This is a genomic window from Paenibacillus haidiansis, assembly GCF_036553665.1.
GTDB classification, from domain to species: domain Bacteria; phylum Bacillota; class Bacilli; order Paenibacillales; family Paenibacillaceae; genus Fontibacillus; species Fontibacillus haidiansis.
This window is the reverse complement of record NZ_JAZHPZ010000008.1, coordinates 78,087-93,645: the sequence shown is the minus strand read 5'-3', so window position 1 is coordinate 93,645 and position 15,559 is coordinate 78,087. Positions and strand designations below refer to the sequence as shown.

At 51.6% G+C, this 15,559-nt stretch carries 15 protein-coding genes; all 15 read right to left on the bottom strand.

What is annotated here, in order from left to right:
• Positions 1 to 150: 150 nt before the first annotated feature.
• The 15 genes from rbsB to V3851_RS16535 all read right to left on the bottom strand — a co-directional run bounded on the left by rbsB (position 151) and on the right by V3851_RS16535 (position 15,558).
• Complete coding sequence (rbsB, locus tag V3851_RS16605) at positions 151 to 1,068, bottom strand: ribose ABC transporter substrate-binding protein RbsB (RefSeq protein WP_331847669.1); 918 nt, start codon at positions 1,066 to 1,068, stop codon at positions 151 to 153.
• A gap of 14 nt (positions 1,069 to 1,082) precedes the next feature.
• Positions 1,083 to 2,051: a ribose ABC transporter permease RbsC gene (gene rbsC, locus V3851_RS16600; RefSeq protein WP_331847668.1), complete on the bottom strand. Its 969-nt coding sequence runs from the start codon at positions 2,049 to 2,051 to the stop codon at positions 1,083 to 1,085.
• A 1-nt stretch (position 2,052) separates the two neighbouring features.
• Positions 2,053 to 3,534, bottom strand: coding sequence for a sugar ABC transporter ATP-binding protein (locus V3851_RS16595; protein ID WP_331847667.1), 1,482 nt, complete (start codon positions 3,532 to 3,534; stop codon positions 2,053 to 2,055).
• An 18-nt stretch (positions 3,535 to 3,552) separates the two neighbouring features.
• Complete coding sequence (rbsD, locus tag V3851_RS16590; RefSeq protein ID WP_331847666.1) at positions 3,553 to 3,948, bottom strand: D-ribose pyranase; 396 nt, start codon at positions 3,946 to 3,948, stop codon at positions 3,553 to 3,555.
• Between the two features lies 1 nt (position 3,949).
• On the bottom strand, positions 3,950 to 4,828 hold the full coding sequence (rbsK, locus tag V3851_RS16585; RefSeq protein WP_331847665.1) for a ribokinase: 879 nt from the start codon (positions 4,826 to 4,828) through the stop codon (positions 3,950 to 3,952).
• The gene (locus V3851_RS16580; protein WP_331847664.1) at positions 4,821 to 5,813 is read right to left on the bottom strand and encodes a LacI family DNA-binding transcriptional regulator; all 993 of its coding nucleotides are present in this window, start codon (positions 5,811 to 5,813) and stop codon (positions 4,821 to 4,823) included. The genes rbsK and V3851_RS16580 overlap by 8 nt, the downstream gene beginning before the upstream one ends.
• A 364-nt stretch (positions 5,814 to 6,177) precedes the next feature.
• Complete coding sequence (locus tag V3851_RS16575; RefSeq protein WP_331847663.1) at positions 6,178 to 6,558, bottom strand: MmcQ/YjbR family DNA-binding protein; 381 nt, start codon at positions 6,556 to 6,558, stop codon at positions 6,178 to 6,180.
• A 102-nt stretch (positions 6,559 to 6,660) separates the two neighbouring features.
• Positions 6,661 to 6,876, bottom strand: a complete 216-nt coding sequence (locus V3851_RS16570) for a hypothetical protein (RefSeq protein WP_331847662.1) — start codon at positions 6,874 to 6,876, stop codon at positions 6,661 to 6,663.
• A 109-nt stretch (positions 6,877 to 6,985) separates the two neighbouring features.
• Positions 6,986 to 7,510, bottom strand: coding sequence for a YfiT family bacillithiol transferase (locus V3851_RS16565; RefSeq protein ID WP_331847661.1), 525 nt, complete (start codon positions 7,508 to 7,510; stop codon positions 6,986 to 6,988).
• A gap of 114 nt (positions 7,511 to 7,624) precedes the next feature.
• Positions 7,625 to 8,812, bottom strand: a complete 1,188-nt coding sequence (locus tag V3851_RS16560) for an amidohydrolase (RefSeq protein ID WP_331847660.1) — start codon at positions 8,810 to 8,812, stop codon at positions 7,625 to 7,627.
• 76 nt (positions 8,813 to 8,888) lie between these two features.
• Positions 8,889 to 10,100, bottom strand: a complete 1,212-nt coding sequence (locus V3851_RS16555; RefSeq protein WP_331847659.1) for a sugar efflux transporter — start codon at positions 10,098 to 10,100, stop codon at positions 8,889 to 8,891.
• A 10-nt stretch (positions 10,101 to 10,110) separates the two neighbouring features.
• The gene (locus tag V3851_RS16550) at positions 10,111 to 11,253 is read right to left on the bottom strand and encodes a glycosyltransferase family 2 protein (protein ID WP_331847658.1); all 1,143 of its coding nucleotides are present in this window, start codon (positions 11,251 to 11,253) and stop codon (positions 10,111 to 10,113) included.
• Positions 11,250 to 12,866, bottom strand: a complete 1,617-nt coding sequence (locus tag V3851_RS16545) for a thiamine pyrophosphate-binding protein (RefSeq protein WP_331847657.1) — start codon at positions 12,864 to 12,866, stop codon at positions 11,250 to 11,252. The genes V3851_RS16550 and V3851_RS16545 overlap by 4 nt, the downstream gene beginning before the upstream one ends.
• A gap of 11 nt (positions 12,867 to 12,877) precedes the next feature.
• Complete coding sequence (locus V3851_RS16540; RefSeq protein ID WP_331847656.1) at positions 12,878 to 14,257, bottom strand: aldehyde dehydrogenase family protein; 1,380 nt, start codon at positions 14,255 to 14,257, stop codon at positions 12,878 to 12,880.
• Entirely contained in the window at positions 14,254 to 15,558 is a 1,305-nt protein-coding gene (locus V3851_RS16535) for a DUF6271 family protein (protein WP_331847655.1), read from the bottom strand. The genes V3851_RS16540 and V3851_RS16535 overlap by 4 nt, the downstream gene beginning before the upstream one ends.
• Position 15,559 lies beyond the last annotated feature (1 nt).

Genomic DNA, 15,559 nt, shown 5'->3' with positions numbered 1-15,559 from the left:
AGACGCACGGGGGAAGAGAAAAAGTTTGCGGGCCTATTTCAAATATCGCCTATAATCGTCAGGATCAAGCAATGAAAGCCTCCGCCAAACGCAAAAACTCCCGGACAGGCTTGGGATTAAGCCTTGTCCGGGAGCCGGAGGTTCGTGCGTTTATTCTTTTGTGACCAGCTTCAGCGGCGCGGCGATGTTTTGCTCAACCGCTTTGCCTTGCAGCACATCATATGCGGCTTGCACCGCCAATTGCCCGATTAGCTCCGGCTGCTGCGCCACGGTGGCGGTCAGCTTGCCGGCCTCGATCGATTTCAGCGCGTCCTCATTGCCGTCGAAGCCGATGACAGGAACATCCTTGCCGGAGCTTTGGATCGCTTCGATCGCCCCGAGCGCCATTTCGTCATTATGGGCGAATACGGCTTGTACGTCGGGATTGGCTTGCATCAGGTTCTCCATGACGTTTAGACCCTTGGTCCGGTCAAAGTCCGCGGTTTGTTTCGCGACGACATTCAAGCTTTCGTCCGCGACTTCATGGAAGCCTTGTCCCCGTTCCCGGGTGGCCGAGGCCCCCGCCGTGCCTTCAAGCTCGATGACTTTGGCGTCTTTGCCCAGCAGCTGCTCAATATATTCCGCCGCCATTCTGCCACCTTTGACGTTATCCGAAGCGACCAGCGCCTCCACCTTGCCCTGGTCCGCGGAGCGGTCCAGTGTAATCACGGGGATGCCCAGCGTGTTCGCCGATTGTACGACCGTCGAGATCGCCGCCGAATCGGCCGGGTTGATGAGCAGCACGTCCACGCCTTTTTGCATCAGATCGTCGACGTCATTGCTTTGCTTGGCCGAATCGTTCTGCGCGTCGACGACGATCGTTTCCATATTGTGCTTATTGGCTTCGGCAACCACGCCGTCCTTCAGCGACACGAAGAACGGGTTGTTCAGCGTCGAGATCGACAGGCCGATGGTAATGTCATTCAGATCGCCGCCCGTTTTGGGCTTGGCCCAGCTTGGCGGCTCCAGGGAACATCCCGTGGTCAGAACAAGCAGGAAGGCCGCCAACAACAGCGTTAATTTTTTCATATGATAGTCCCCCTTTATGCGGATTTCTTCCGGTCGATGAGTACGGCGATAACAATGACGATCCCTTTGACTACCATTTGGTAGAAGGAAGATACGCCGAGCAAGTTCAGACCGTTATTGAGCGTCCCGATAATCAGCGCGCCGATCAGCGTGCCGACGATGCGGCCGCGGCCCCCGGAAAGGCTCGTCCCGCCGAGAACGACCGCCGCGATCGCGTCCAATTCGTAGGAAGTACCGGCCGTTGGCTGGGCGGAGTTCAGACGCGAGGTCAGGATCGCGCCCGCCAAAGCGGACAACAGGCCCGCCAGCGAGTAAATCATGATTTTCACGCGGGATACTTTGATCCCGGAGACGATCGCCGCTTTCTCGTTACCGCCGATGGCATAGGTTTTACGGCCGAACGAGGTTTTGTGCAAAATCACCCACAGTATTGCAAAGGTCACGATCATCGTAATCGCCGGAACCGGAATGCCGAATTGATAGCCGCGCCCGAACAATTGGAAGGTCATGCTATCCCCGAGTCCGGTAATCGGATTCCCGTTCGTATATACCAGCGTCAATCCCCGGAAAATCGTCATCGTCGCCAGCGTCGCGATAAACGGCGCCATTTTCCCCTGCGTAATCATGAGGCCGTTGACCATCCCCATTACGCCGCCGAGCAAGCAGCCGATAATGATGGCTAAAATCGGATCAAAGCCGGATACCATCATATTGGCGACGAAGGCGCTGGACAGCGCCAGGATCGAGCCGACGGACAAGTCGATCCCGCCGGTCAGAATGACAAAGGTCATGCCGAAGGCAATCAGGGCGTTGATCGATACCTGCCGCAGCAGATTCAAAATATTAAGCGGTTCGAGGAAACTCGGATTCAGAACCGAGACGATGATGATCAGGATGATAAGGCCGAGCAAGGGTCCCAATTTGGACGTGATTTGCGAAAGCTGAAAGCCTTTGGCTGTCTTTGTATCGTTCATTGCTGTCATATTACTGACCTCCTGTCGCGAGCTTCATAATTTTTTCTTGCGTCGCTTCTTCTTTGCTTAGTTCCCCCGTAATCCGGCCTTCGTGCACGACGACGATGCGGTCGCTCATCCCGAGTACCTCCGGTAGCTCGGAGGATACCATGATGATGGCCACGCCATGGCCCGTCAGTTCGTTCATCAGTTGATAAATCTCGCGCTTGGCCCCGACATCGACGCCCCGGGTCGGTTCGTCCAGAATCAAGAGCTTCGGACCGATCCCTACCCATTTGGCGATAACCACCTTCTGCTGATTCCCGCCGGACAGATTGCCCGCCGCCGTTTCGGAGGAATGCGTTTTGATGTGCAGCCGTTTGATCAGCGCATCCACAAAGGCATTTTCCGCCTTGCTTGAAATCAATCCTTTGGAAGTGAAGCTCTTGAGACTGGGCAGGACCATATTGTCGCGGACCGAAAAGTCCAGAACCAGGCCTTCATCCTTGCGGTCCTCTGTGATGAAGCCAATGCCAAGCTTCACCGCGTCGGCAGGCTTCTTGATCACGGCCTTTTTGCCGAACACGTTAATCTCGCCTTTCTCCAAAGGGTCAAGCCCAAAGAGCGCCCGCATGATCTCCGTACGTCCGGAGCCCATCAGCCCCGAGAAACCCACGATTTCGCCGGAGCGGACCTGGAAGCTCACATCCTCGAACAATCCCTTGCGCGATGCGTGTTTTACTTCAAGCACGACTTCCCCCGGCTGCGGATCTCTCGCCGGATACCGTTCCGTCAACTCCCGGCCGACCATTTTTCTGACGACCTCGTCAAAATCGGTTTGCGGGATTTCCTTCGTATCCACAGTGCGTCCGTCCCGCATGACGGTGATCCGGTCGCAAATTTCGAAGATCTCTTCCATCCGGTGCGAAATATAGACGATGGACACGCCTTCCCGCTTCAAGGATTCGATCACCTCGAACAGCTTGCGGATTTCCCGCTCCGTCAGCGCCGACGTTGGCTCGTCCATAATGATTACCTTGGTGTCCGTCAGCAGCACCTTGGCGATCTCGATCATCTGCTGTTGACCTACCGAACATTGTCCGGCTTCCGCGTTCAGCGGAATGTCGACGGACAGCTTTTTGAACTGCTCTTTTGCAAGCGTTCTCATTTCCTTGGCTTTTAGAAGCCCCCAGCGGGACGACATTTCCCGCCCGATAAACAAATTTTCCAATACGGTCATATCCGGCCATACGTTGAGCTCCTGATGAATGAAGGCGATGCCCGCCCGTTCCGCTTCTTTGGGATTGGCAAAATAAGTTTCCTTGCCGTCGATGAGAATGGTGCCTTCATCCCGAGCATGCAGCCCGGTCAGAATATTCATCAATGTGGATTTGCCGGCCCCGTTCTCCCCCATCAGGGCGTGAACCTCGCCTTCGCGAAGATCGAAATCGACGCCGGCGAGTACCCGGTTCGTCCCGAAGGCTTTGTGGATTCCCTTCATTTGAATCTGCATAACGGCTCCTCCTTTTTGTCAGAAATAGACGCCCGCCTGTAAAATAACGTTGGCATACGGTTTGGCTTCACCCGTGCGGATCACGGCTTTGGCCTTCCGGGTCAGCTGTTTGAACTCTTCATGCGAACACTGCTTGATATCGGTTTCGGCGAATTGATGTCCGATATATTCAAAGGCCTGCGGATTGTCTTTCTTCATTTCCTTCGCAATTACGACCTGCTCAATCTCCATATCCGCCGCAATGGCTTCCACTGTATCTTCGAAGCTCGGAGAACCGAGCGTTAATGCCAGATCGATCTTCGGTACTCCCTCCGGAACCGGCAGCCCGACGTCCGCGATGACAATCGTGTCGGTATGGCCGAGATCGGCCAGCACCTTGGAAATATGACTGTTCAATATCCCCTGCTTCTTCATGTCACATCCGCTCCTCTACTTCCCGGCGCTTCGGCATACCGCCTTGCGCCCCGAATTTCGTCACCGACAGGGAAGCGGCCCGATTGGCAAAGCGTACACTGTCATAGATCGGCTTCCCTTCGGCCAGCGCAACGGCGAACGCGGCGTTGAACGTATCGCCCGCACCCGTCGTATCCACGACCTCCACCTTGTAGGAAGGAACAAGCACTTCCTTGTCGCCGTCAAAATACCGGACGCCCCTGCTTCCTTCCGTAATAAACAGTTTGTTCGGATATTTGCGCAGCGCTTCGGAAATATTTAAATCCGAGAACAAAATCTCCGCCTCATGCTCGTTCGGCGTAATGTAAGCCGCATTCTCGATGACTTCGTCCGGCAACGGCCGGGCCGGGGCGGGATTCAGCAGCAAAGGAATTCCGAGCTTCTTGCAAACTCCGCTGACATAGGTCACCGTTTCCTCCGGAATTTCCTGCTGAATCATCACCATGTCCGCTCCGTCAAAAGCATTCATGGACCGCTCGATATATTCAGGCGTTACCTCATTATTCGCCGCTTTGACGAACACGATACTGTTGTCGCCTTCGGCCAATATGATGTGCGCCGTACCGCTCTCCATATGTGTAACCGGTTCCACATAATCGATGGAAACACCGTTACTTTTAAAATTGTCCAAAATCTCGCGGGCGAAAAAGTCGTCCCCCACGCGTCCGATCATCGTCACCTCGGCGCCGAGCCGGGCCGCGGCCACCGCCTGATTGGCGCCTTTGCCGCCGGGAACGGTCTTAAAGCTTTCCCCGAGTACCGTTTCACCGGCCGCGGGACGCTTGGAGGACGTCACGACAAGATCGATCGACGAGCTTCCTACTACTGCGATTTTAGCCATGCTGCTGCTCCACCTTTCTGGTCGTATCCCGCTCCGTAAACGTCACGGGCATTTGAATCGTTTTTTGATCTACTTTCTTATTTTCTATAAGCTGTATCAGCAAACGGGCCGCCGCTCTTCCCATATCGTACGCCGGCTGCCGGATCGTCGTCAGCGACGGCGTCAGCAGGCTGGAGAGCGAAATATCGTCAAAGCCGATGATTTGCACATCGTCCGGCACTTTTTTGCCCAACCGCTGGGCTTCATGCAGCACCGCCGTCGCGACGATATCGTTGCTGGCGATGACTCCATCGGTGTCCGGATACCGTTCGAACAGCTCTTTGGCCCAGGTCCCCGCCTCCGTAAATGCAAAAGACGAGGTATGGATCACGTTATATGCAATTCCTTGATCTTTCAGTTTCTCAATCGCGCCTTGAAAGCGGTCCTGAGCCGGACGGATATGCTCCGGCCCCCGCATCACCGTAATCCGGCGGCTTCCGCGGGCAAGAATCTCACGGGCGGCCATTCGGCCACCCTCCCGTCCGTCCGAATACACGGAGGGGCGGTTGTCCGCCGTGCGGTCCAGAAACACCACCGGGATGCCCAGATTCCGGTAGGTATCGGTATCCGGGTAATTGGTCGAGGCGATCAGGCCGACGACGTTATTTTGCACAAAGGTCTGGATATATTCTTGCTCCTTGTCCAGCTTCTCGTCGCTGTTGCCGAAGATGATCCGGAAATCATTCTCCTGCATCTCATCCTCCGCGCCCCGGGCTAGCTCGGGGAAGAAGGGGTTGGTGATATCCGGCAGCACGAGGCCGATAAGCCTCGATTTGCGTTTATACAAAGATCTTGCGACCTCATTCGGCGTATATTGCAGCTCTGTGATAGCGGTTTCAACTTTCTTGCGCGTATCTTCATGTACATAGCCTATCCCGTTGATCACACGCGAAACCGTCGCTACCGATACGCCAGCCTGCTTTGCTACATCCTTGATGGTCGCCATCTTCACTTGCTCCTTTCATTGTGGAACCGGTTACACATATAAAATATCACACCGTATATAGTTTGGCAAGCCTCCAATTATAGGCAGGAAGAAGAGGACGGTTGGCGGTGCCAGGTAGCTTGTCCAAGCACCGCCATTTTGCGTTTTTATCGGTTGGGAGGTTTTTATGCTTAAGGACACCGGAGACGTTATTCGTCTTTAAATAGCCATTTTTGCTTCTTTACGGACACCCCGGACCTTATTCCGACAATTTGTCCGAAAAAACCAAGCTTATTTGCTAATTAAAGCCCCTGATGTCCGCTAATATCTAAAATTCACTGATCCGGGCAAAATAGCGGTTCTCATGCCCGTAAGGATCGATACCTTAGCTATTCCCGCCTATTCTAAGAGAGATCGCCTCGCGAGCCGCTTTCGTCAGGCTGGCAAACACGAGATCATAAGAATGGTCGATCATCATTTGCACATCGGATAGCTCGAGGCTGCCGTCGGCGATGACGGTGTTCCAGTGTGTTTTGTTCAAATGATAGCCCGGCTGGACGCACGCATGCTGTTCTCTTAAATTCGCCGCAATAAGCGGATCGCATTTTAAAGAGATACTTACCTGCCCCTGTCCACCGGATACAGGGATCAATGCAAACATTTTGCCGCCCACCTTCATGACCGTCGCGTCCGGTCCGAACGGATATTCCTGAACTGCGCCTTTCTTGGATAGGCAATAGTTAATTAATTCCGCCTCACTATACATAGGTCTGGTCTCCTTTCGCGTTGTCTTCTGAAATCATTAGCCGGAAAATTCTCTTCCGTAAAATATCCGGCCCGCAACTCGTTATACCACATATTCCACCTTTTATCGATCTCCTCGTACAATCCCTTCTTCGTCAACTAGAAGAACAGGTGAGCGATCTGTTGCGCTTTTTATGAAAAAAATGAAAGCAGCTATGGAAATTAGAATACCTGCCACCCCTGCCCCGCCGATCTCCCAACTCTCGACACCTATAAAAGCCTGCTGTATCGCCCATGCTGAAACAACAATAAGAAGATCATGCACAGTAGTAAAAGCCATGTTCTCTTCTTTGAAGCATACACTTCAAATTTCCCGCAATTCATATCCATCCTCTATCCTCCCGACAATTTGATACTCTAAGCTTAATCCCTTACAAAATAAATAATGGTTACCATCCCATTCGCTCTTTGAGCGCGGCAATTTGCGCTGTATGATGACGTCCGTGCCAGGCAAATCTTTGGGTTGCGACGTCCAGGCTCATCGCGCCGCGAGTCGGGCTTGTGAATGTCCTTTGAAAGCCGGATAAAGGCAGGGATCGCAGTAATGCAACGAACCTGTCGCGAAGCGCCTCGATCAGAACCAACGAGGTTTCGATCGGAACCTCCCGGTAATCGCTCAGTTCGGCCCATAAATCCTCTCTGTAGGAGCCGGCCGTAGGGTTTTCTTCGGTTAGTGCTTTTTTGAACCGGAGATAGGCGTTCATGTCATTATCGGCCAAATGATGAACGACTTGTTGAACCGTCCACCCGCCGGGGCGGTACGGCGTCGATAATTGTTCGGCCGAAAGGCCTTGCAAAGTCTCGCGAAGCACTTTCGGCAGTTCGGCGATTTCTTCTATCCATGCGCTGCGCTGTTCTAGTGTCGGAGCCTCCACCGCGATAAACTGACCTATCGGATAACGAAAAGAGTCCATGTACTTGTCCCCAATTTGATTTTGTCGTTTGTCACCCCGAATATATCCTAATATTACCCACTTGGCAATAAAAAAGGCCGCCCGGAGGCAGCCCATAAATAGTTGTTACAATCGTTAGTCCAACCCGTAATACCCGCAAACGACATATCCAACCGCTTTGGCCGCCACGAGAAGGGCGTCTTCGTCAATATCGAATTTGGGATGATGGTTAAAGTAAGGATCCTTTACTCCTTTGGGAGTGCAGGCAATATAAAAGAAGCAGGAAGGGAATTTTTCCGCATAGTAAGCAAAGTCCTCGGATGGAGCCAACTGCGGATATTCCTTAACTTCCTTGATGTCTTTATCGTTGGCGTTTTTGAGATACTCGGCAACCTTTTCGGTTACCTCGGGATCATTATATACCGGCGGATAATCATTCTCATAAGTGAGATCGCAGGTTACGCCGAATTCCTCCTCCAGCCCTTTTACCAGCCGCCGAATTTCTTTCTCGATCTTTTGTTTGGTGTCCAGCGTCATGTACCGAATGTCGCCTTCCAGGACCACGCTGTCCTTGATGACATTGAATGTCCCCTTGCCGTCAAAAGAGCCGATCGTGATCACGCCGATATCGAACGGGCTTAGCCGCCGGCTAATGATCGTTTGCGCGGCGGTGACGAAATGAGCGCCGGCCACGATGGCGTCATTGGCCAGGTGTGGCGAGGAACCGTGGCCGCCTCTGCCTTGAATTTTCAGCTTCATATACGCTCTACCGGTAAAGGAAAATCCCGCGTGATATCCCACGACGCCCGCAGGGTCCATCGGCAGCAGGTGAATGCCGAAAATATGGTCCAAATCGTCAAGCACGCCGGATTCCACGATGCTCTTGGCCCCGCCCGGAGGGACTTCCTCCGCGTGCTGGTGAATGATTTTGATCGTGCCCGGAATTTCATCCTTCAGTTGAATCAAGCAACCGGCCAAGACCAGCATATAGGCCGTATGGCCATCATGACCGCACGCGTGCATGACGCCTTCGTTTTTGGATTTAAACGGAACATCCGTTTGTTCCGTAATGGGCAGTGCGTCGAAATCGGCGCGCAGGCCGATGTTTTTACCGGGCTTCCCGCCTTTGATGGTGACGATGATACCGTGCCCGTTGCCGACCTCCGTCTGAACTTCCACATCCTTGCCTTTATAAAAGTTGGCTATATATTGAGCGGTCTTGTCTTCTTTAAAAGACAGCTCCGGGTTTTCGTGAAGATGCCGGCGAATCGCAATGATTTCATCCTTACGGGATTCCAGCATTTCCATTAGTTTGCTTCTCATCTTGTCTCAACCTTTCATATAGAAAACGCGCACATCTCATGGTGTTTCCTTCTATTCCCGGGCAGTTCCGGTCAGCCTACATGGAGTTGCTTTCATTTTGTTTCAAAGCCGCGGAATTTATATTGGAAATAAATAGAAAAACCAAAGAACATATAGCCATGATCCCGCAAACCAAAAAGGTGACCCGATAATTATACCACTGGTACAAATAACCTGTCAGAAATCCTGCGGTGACGGAGCCCAAGCGATTTGTGGTCGTATACAAGGCGGTGGTGGTCCCCGGCTGATCGCTGATCAGATCCTGGAAATAACTGATTCCCAGGCCCATGATTAACGATATCGCGATGCCGCTGAGAATTTGCAAACAAAACAATTGCCACATCTGCGACGCGAGCATCATACCGAAGTAATAGAGGAGCGCTGCCGCTATTCCGGCGGCAACGAGCCGGCTTTTGTTTACCTTGCCCGCCACGTACCCGAAGAACATCATACAAGGAATTTCCGTGAAAGAAGCGGCGCTGTAAAGAACCCCAATATATGCTTTCGAGATATGAAGTTCCTCCGTTATTAAGAGCGGCAAACTGATCATACTAATGCCGGAAGCCGTAAATATGAAAATGAAAGAGACCACGCTTAAGAAAATTTTGCGGCTCATCACCACCGCCTTTTTCTTGGGCCTGGCCTTATTGTCGTTCTCATGGAGTTTTCCCGATTTTAAAATGACCATCAACATCAAAAACAATACAGCTACAAACAAATACAACCAGGTGAAACCGTAGTATAAAAAAACCAGCGATCCGAGGAGCGGGCCGATTACCCATCCTATGGAGTAGAACGATCGTAACGTACCGATTACTGATGTATTCGTTTCTTGGCTGTCATGGCCCAGCGTTTCCTTCGCAAACGCGAACAGCTGGGGGAAGGCAGCATTGGATAAGGCAACGAATAAGCAGGAGGATATTAATACGACGGAATAATTCCGGCTGAAGGCGAGAATCGCATAACCGACGGCGCCGGACAATAGAACCGCGAATATGATTAATTTGCGGCTCCGGACAACATCCGATAACCGGCCCAAAGCGAGATTGAGCACAATTCCAAAAATCGTCGACAGCGAGTAATAGAGGCTAAATAACGCCGGCGTCATCTGCATTTCCTGAAGACCGAAGATAGAAATATACGGACCGTAGACGGAAGCGGTTACGCCAAGAAAAAAAATGGTGACCATAAACTGTTTGAAATCAGGAATTTGGACCATATTTTTTAGAGATAATATCAATTTATTCATAGCGTTCCCTCTAAAAGAATTTATTTATCCTTGCTCCTTCGACACGGAACCGGATCAATTCCTGATAAAAATCTCCGTCCACCGTTTCGTTCATTCTCCATAACTGCATATACTCGGAGAATTCATGCTTCTGAATTTCGATCTCCAGAGCCGGATCGTCCGTATAATCGAGGATGCAATACATTTTGTCCCCGCCGCTTATGGCTCTAATCATTTCGATACAAGACAATACATCTTTGCTATCCTTTACAAGGATAATCTCCTTCGGGATACTCTTGAAACATTCATTGTTGTGAAGCAGTTCGCATATGAGCTCCAGACGCAAGTAGCAATCATTCCACGTTACCGTGTTTCTTGTGTCAGGGTGAAAGCGGTCAATAAATACACGCTGGGCAAGCACTTCCGGAGCAGGATGCTTCTTGCAAAACAGGTCGAGATTTTTCTGCCATTGCTCGAATCGCTTTAAATCGAAGTTGGCCGGATGCGGCATATGATGCACGAAGGCCCGTGGATTAAGCGCGATCTTCAGACCTTTTTTCCAAAGACGGTAAGCAAATTCGCAGTCCTCCAGCCCCCAGCCCATAAATTCCTCATCAAATAATGCCCCTTCTCCTTGCAAATGCTCCCGCCTTACGGACAGATTATTGGTGAAGCATAAATGCCAGCCCGCTTTCAGTCGGCTCCAATTATTGGACACCATGGCGGAGACTTTATGCCTGACATCGTAGCGTTCGATTTCCAAATCCTCCAGGTTATCCGGGAGCGCATCGGGGATATTCTTCAGATGGGTTCGATAGCTGGAAACCAGAAAATTATCATATGACTCATGGTACAATAGATGCTCTCTTAAAAAATCCGAAGGAGCGATCTGATCCCCGTCCAAAAAAACGATCACCGCCCCTTCACTGCGCAAGATCCCTTCATTTCTGGCCCTGCTGGCGGAATGATGCTTCTCCAGCCGGATATATTTATAGTCATAATCGACGTTCAGCCCTTTCATCACTGTACCGATCTCATCATTCGAGCCGTCGTCGACAATAACCACTTCATATTCGCTCTTCGGGAGAGTCTGGTTATTCAGAGATTGGAGGCTTATTTTCAGCAGATGACTTCTATTGTACACGGGTATGACTACGGAACACTTTAAGGTCATGCCGATGCGCTTCCCCCTTTCTTCACCAATTCGATCAGGAACGGTCCATCCTCTCTTTGAACCGCCTCCGACAACACCTCCGCAAAGCGTTCAACCTCTTCGACCGTTACCGCCGCGCAGCGATAAGCTCCGGCAAACCTGCGAAAATCCGGATTGGCGAGATCGGCACAAGTGAAATCCCAACAATCCCGCTCCTGTCTGCGCCGAATCGTTCCATAGGCATGATCGTTTACAATGACAACGACAATGTTCAAACGGTAACGCATCAACGTCGAAAACTCCGGACTCGACAACAAGAAGCCGCCGTCGCCGCAAAAAACGATTACTTTTTTGTCGGGGTGGGCGAATTTGGCGCCGATTGCCGCAGGAAGAGCATATCCGATGCCGACCGAAATCGGAGAATGAATATATCCGTATCGTTCATGTACGCGATAATCATAATGCAGCGGATAGCCTTCTACATGGACATCATTGACCAAAATAAGTTCAGGACCCGCCGAACCGTTCAATGCGTCAATTATCGCTGCAGAAAAGTCGTTATGCTGCCCGTCGTATACCGGCTTATTCTCTAACAATTGCTGGACATCCCATGGATCCGGAGTAAATTCGCTTTTGTCGAGCCGAAGCAGAAGTTCGCCTAAAATATCGGCTATGCCGCCCAAAATAGCGGTTGTGCTGGAATACACCTGACCCAACTCCATAGGGTCCTTTTCAATTTGAATGCTTTTCTCGGGCAGGCTGATTTGCCAATGCCGCATATCCACTTGGTTATAAAGCGGTGCTATGGAAATAAGTAAATCCGCCTGTTCGATGATCCCTTTTCCGTAATTGGAATTGATCAAACCGGCGGCATGTGGATGAAACTCCGAAACGACCCCTTTGGATAATATCGTGGTGATAATAGGCGCTTGGATTTTCTCGGCTAATTGCGTGACAAGATCTCCGGCCTCCTCATCACCCACGCCTTTTCCGGCCAGAATCGCCGGTCTTTTCGCCGCTTTAATTAAAGCAACGGCACGCTCCAGCGCTTCCTCATCCCGCTCGCTCCCGGCGGACTGCAAAGACAGCACATCCTCCTCCGGGCTCTCTAACCCTACCGTTGACTGTCCGAGAATTTCCTCCTTAATCTCAATCAAAACGGGGCCGGGCGTCTGGTTTCTTATCCTATGAAAAGCCTCGAAAACCGCAGACGGTAAAGCTTCAAGCTCGCTGACTACGATCGTTTGTTTCGTAACCGAGGCAAAAGCCTCCGCATGATCAAGTCCATGAAACAATCGCCGGGCTGAATAACCTTGCTCATGATCATTATTTTGCACGGTGATCAGGAGGAGAGGGGTACAGGACGTGAATGCCTCAAGAACGGCCGTATAGGCGTTAGCCGCGCCGGGGCCCGGGCTAACCAGGCAAACACCCGGCTTGCCGGAAGCCTTCGCATAGCCTTCCGCCATCAATCCGGCACCGCCTTCATGCCGGGCCAGAATATGCGCAATCGCCTCTCTATGCTTTGCTAGCGCTTTATATACCGGAGTCAGTTGATTTCCGGGCACGCCAAAAATATGGGTAACGCCATATTGGATCAGAAGCTCAACTAATATTTCTCCGCCGGTTCTCATGACATCCTCCTTTAGGATCTGGTCATAATATGCTTGATTTGCGTCAATTCTTCAAAGACCCATTTGCCGTGCTGACGGCCCTTTCCCGACTTCTTCATGCCGCCCATCGGACAGTTCAGGCCCGCGAACCGGGGCATATTTACGGCTACGCGGCCTGTTTGCAGCGCTCCCGTAAAATAGTCGATTATGGCCTCATTATTGCAGTAAATCTCGGCCGCCAGTCCGTACAGCGAATCATTCGCCAATTCCACCGCCTCCGCGGGATCGTTAAAAGCCATGACAGGCAGTACGGGACCGAAAACCTCTTCATTCATAATGCGCATGCCATGATGGACACCGGTCAACACGGTCGGCAGATAATAGCTGCCTTGCGGAAAATCAGCGCTGCGTCTCCCTCCACAGGCTACGCCCGCACCTTTCGCGACAGCATCCGCAACCTGTTCTTCCAGCAGCAACAGCTGCCGCTCGGAAACCAGCGGTCCGATTTCAGTCGAAGGATTGGCAGGATCACCAACCTTCAGTGCTTGGGCGCGATGAGCCAATTTGGCAACGAGCTCCTCGTACTTGCTTTGATGAACATACAGTCTCTTAATAGCACTGCAGACTTGTCCGCAATTTTGAAAGCGCCCCTGAATGAGATTAGAAATTAAGTCATCCGAAATTTCAACATCTTCGCAAATAATGGTCGGGTTATTCCCTCCCAGCTCCATTAAACTGGAAATGAACCGCTTGCCCGCCACCTCGAAGATGTGGGTTCCCGTCGAAGTGCTGCCCGTAAACCAGATGAAATCAACCGCTTCATGGATCAGCCGTTCGCCGACCTTCCCATCGCCCTGAAGCAAGTGAAAGGTTCCCGGCGGCAGCCCCAATTCGAGGATAAGTTTAGAGAAATATTCTCCAACCAACGGCGTGTATTCGGATGGTTTGTAGATCACGGTGTTACCGCATAACAGGTTGGGGATAATTCCCCACTCCGAAATGTTCAAGGGCACATTAAACGGGGAAATGACCGCGGATACGCCCCACGGTACTCTCCGCAAGGTGTGCGTCACCCCGCGGTCTTCCAGGAAGGTCTGATCGGCCAGATATTCCCGGGCATGAACCAAATGAACACGCATGTTGTCCATCGCTCCCCGGACTTCTCCCTCTGCTTCCAAGATGGGCCGGCCGACCTCCGTGACAAGCAATTCGGCCAATTCGCCCCGATGCTCTTCCAGCTTATGAATCAGGGGCTCCAGCAAAGAAATCCTTTCCTCCAAACCGGTCCCGCCCCATATGGAACAGGCCTTCTTGGCCCGAATGACGGCCTCGTGAACCTCATCTATGGAGGACTCCTTAACCCTGCCGATCACTAGTGCATTGAACGGGTTCACCGACTCGATCAAATTCATTGCCGGCTTGCCTCCTTACTGCCTTCATACGGAAACGGAAGCGAAGGTGCCGCTGCAATTAAGGCATCCCATGCATCCAGCAGCGTAATAAAGTCCCGTATCCCCTCTTCGATCTCCAGAAGCAGTTCTTCCGTGCTATCCCGCAAAATGCTTGATAAGCCGACGTATGCGGGAATTTCCGAATCTTCAAAAATACTGCCTAATTCAGCAAGTACTTCTCTGCCTTCCGCGATAAATTCATGTCTTGAATGTTCATACACATCATTCATCAATGCGGCGAGCTTCTTCGCCTTGGGTAAAGTTCTTTCCGCGCCAATGCCGTTCAACTCGCCAAAGAACCGGTTCATAAACCGGTTGTACACTTTATACCGGGCGGATCTCAAATGATAGGAATGAAACCATTCGTCATTCTTGCGCTCATCCGTATGCCCGTGAAAAACTCTGGAAGAATGATAAACATTGGGCAGCCGGAGAGCGAACAGCAGGTCATGAATGAAATAATCGGTGGCCAGCATTTCCTTTGCCGGCGATACAGGGTAATACTTGAAAACCTCGGAAAACGCGCAGTTTCCGAGTTCGATCATCCGGTCCATCACCAGCGCAACCTTATCCTCGTCTGCCGTCTGCGGGCCCGAGTTTACCTTTCCGTATCTTTTGTCCACCAGCGCCTTGACAGCTTCAAAATCCCTGCCGGGATAATTCAGGCCGACATGGCGATAGAGCAGATTCGGGTCTTTGTCATACAGCTCGCCGAAATCGCCCGCCCACGCTCCGGTGTAGTTGCCGCCGACAAAATAAATCGGCTCTTCGATACCGCTATGCAGCTCTTCGAAGTCGCGGTAGCTCTTCCCCAAAAAGTTGATCTCGTATTCCAGCGGGAACGGCTTGCTCCGGTCGGAGATCAATTGAGTATCGCTGTCCCGCCGGTGAATAGATTCCGCTTCGAGCGAGGCGCCGATAAGAAACGACTTGTTCAGCACCGCTCCATAGCAAATCACGTTCTCGGAACTCAAGATTTCCAGCAAGGCTTCCCCGTCTGCGCAATTCGCTCTTTTGATCAGTTGCTCCAGCCACTCCCGTTGAACGGCTTTAGTAAGATAATGAATTTTTGTTCCTCCGGCTTGCTCATTGTAAGCTTTGAAGTAGGTGCCGTTTACTTTCTCCACTTGGTTGCTTCCGTTTTCCAAAACAAGAAATTCAATAGTTTCGCCGCTGTTGTTCTTGACCTCTTCAATCTCTTCGACATAGCTTACCGCCTGTTCATAGCAAACCCGGTTGGTGGGGATGGTATAAAGTCTCATC

What these genes read in the sequence shown, in the direction of transcription:
- rbsB (WP_331847669.1), bottom strand. Translation starts at nt 1,068, where the DNA reads ATGAAAAAATTAACGCTGTTGTTGGCGGCCTTCCTGCTTGTTCTGACC.
- rbsC (WP_331847668.1), bottom strand. Translation starts at nt 2,051, where the DNA reads ATGACAGCAATGAACGATACAAAGACAGCCAAAGGCTTTCAGCTTTCG.
- V3851_RS16595 (WP_331847667.1), bottom strand. Translation starts at nt 3,534, where the DNA reads ATGCAGATTCAAATGAAGGGAATCCACAAAGCCTTCGGGACGAACCGG.
- rbsD (WP_331847666.1), bottom strand. Translation starts at nt 3,948, where the DNA reads ATGAAGAAGCAGGGGATATTGAACAGTCATATTTCCAAGGTGCTGGCC.
- rbsK (WP_331847665.1), bottom strand. Translation starts at nt 4,828, where the DNA reads ATGGCTAAAATCGCAGTAGTAGGAAGCTCGTCGATCGATCTTGTCGTG.
- V3851_RS16580 (WP_331847664.1), bottom strand. Translation starts at nt 5,813, where the DNA reads ATGGCGACCATCAAGGATGTAGCAAAGCAGGCTGGCGTATCGGTAGCG.
- V3851_RS16575 (WP_331847663.1), bottom strand. Translation starts at nt 6,558, where the DNA reads ATGTATAGTGAGGCGGAATTAATTAACTATTGCCTATCCAAGAAAGGC.
- V3851_RS16570 (WP_331847662.1), bottom strand. Translation starts at nt 6,876, where the DNA reads ATGGCTTTTACTACTGTGCATGATCTTCTTATTGTTGTTTCAGCATGG.
- V3851_RS16565 (WP_331847661.1), bottom strand. Translation starts at nt 7,510, where the DNA reads ATGGACTCTTTTCGTTATCCGATAGGTCAGTTTATCGCGGTGGAGGCT.
- V3851_RS16560 (WP_331847660.1), bottom strand. Translation starts at nt 8,812, where the DNA reads ATGAGAAGCAAACTAATGGAAATGCTGGAATCCCGTAAGGATGAAATC.
- V3851_RS16555 (WP_331847659.1), bottom strand. Translation starts at nt 10,100, where the DNA reads ATGAATAAATTGATATTATCTCTAAAAAATATGGTCCAAATTCCTGAT.
- V3851_RS16550 (WP_331847658.1), bottom strand. Translation starts at nt 11,253, where the DNA reads ATGACCTTAAAGTGTTCCGTAGTCATACCCGTGTACAATAGAAGTCAT.
- V3851_RS16545 (WP_331847657.1), bottom strand. Translation starts at nt 12,866, where the DNA reads ATGAGAACCGGCGGAGAAATATTAGTTGAGCTTCTGATCCAATATGGC.
- V3851_RS16540 (WP_331847656.1), bottom strand. Translation starts at nt 14,257, where the DNA reads ATGAATTTGATCGAGTCGGTGAACCCGTTCAATGCACTAGTGATCGGC.
- V3851_RS16535 (WP_331847655.1), bottom strand. Translation starts at nt 15,558, where the DNA reads ATGAGACTTTATACCATCCCCACCAACCGGGTTTGCTATGAACAGGCG.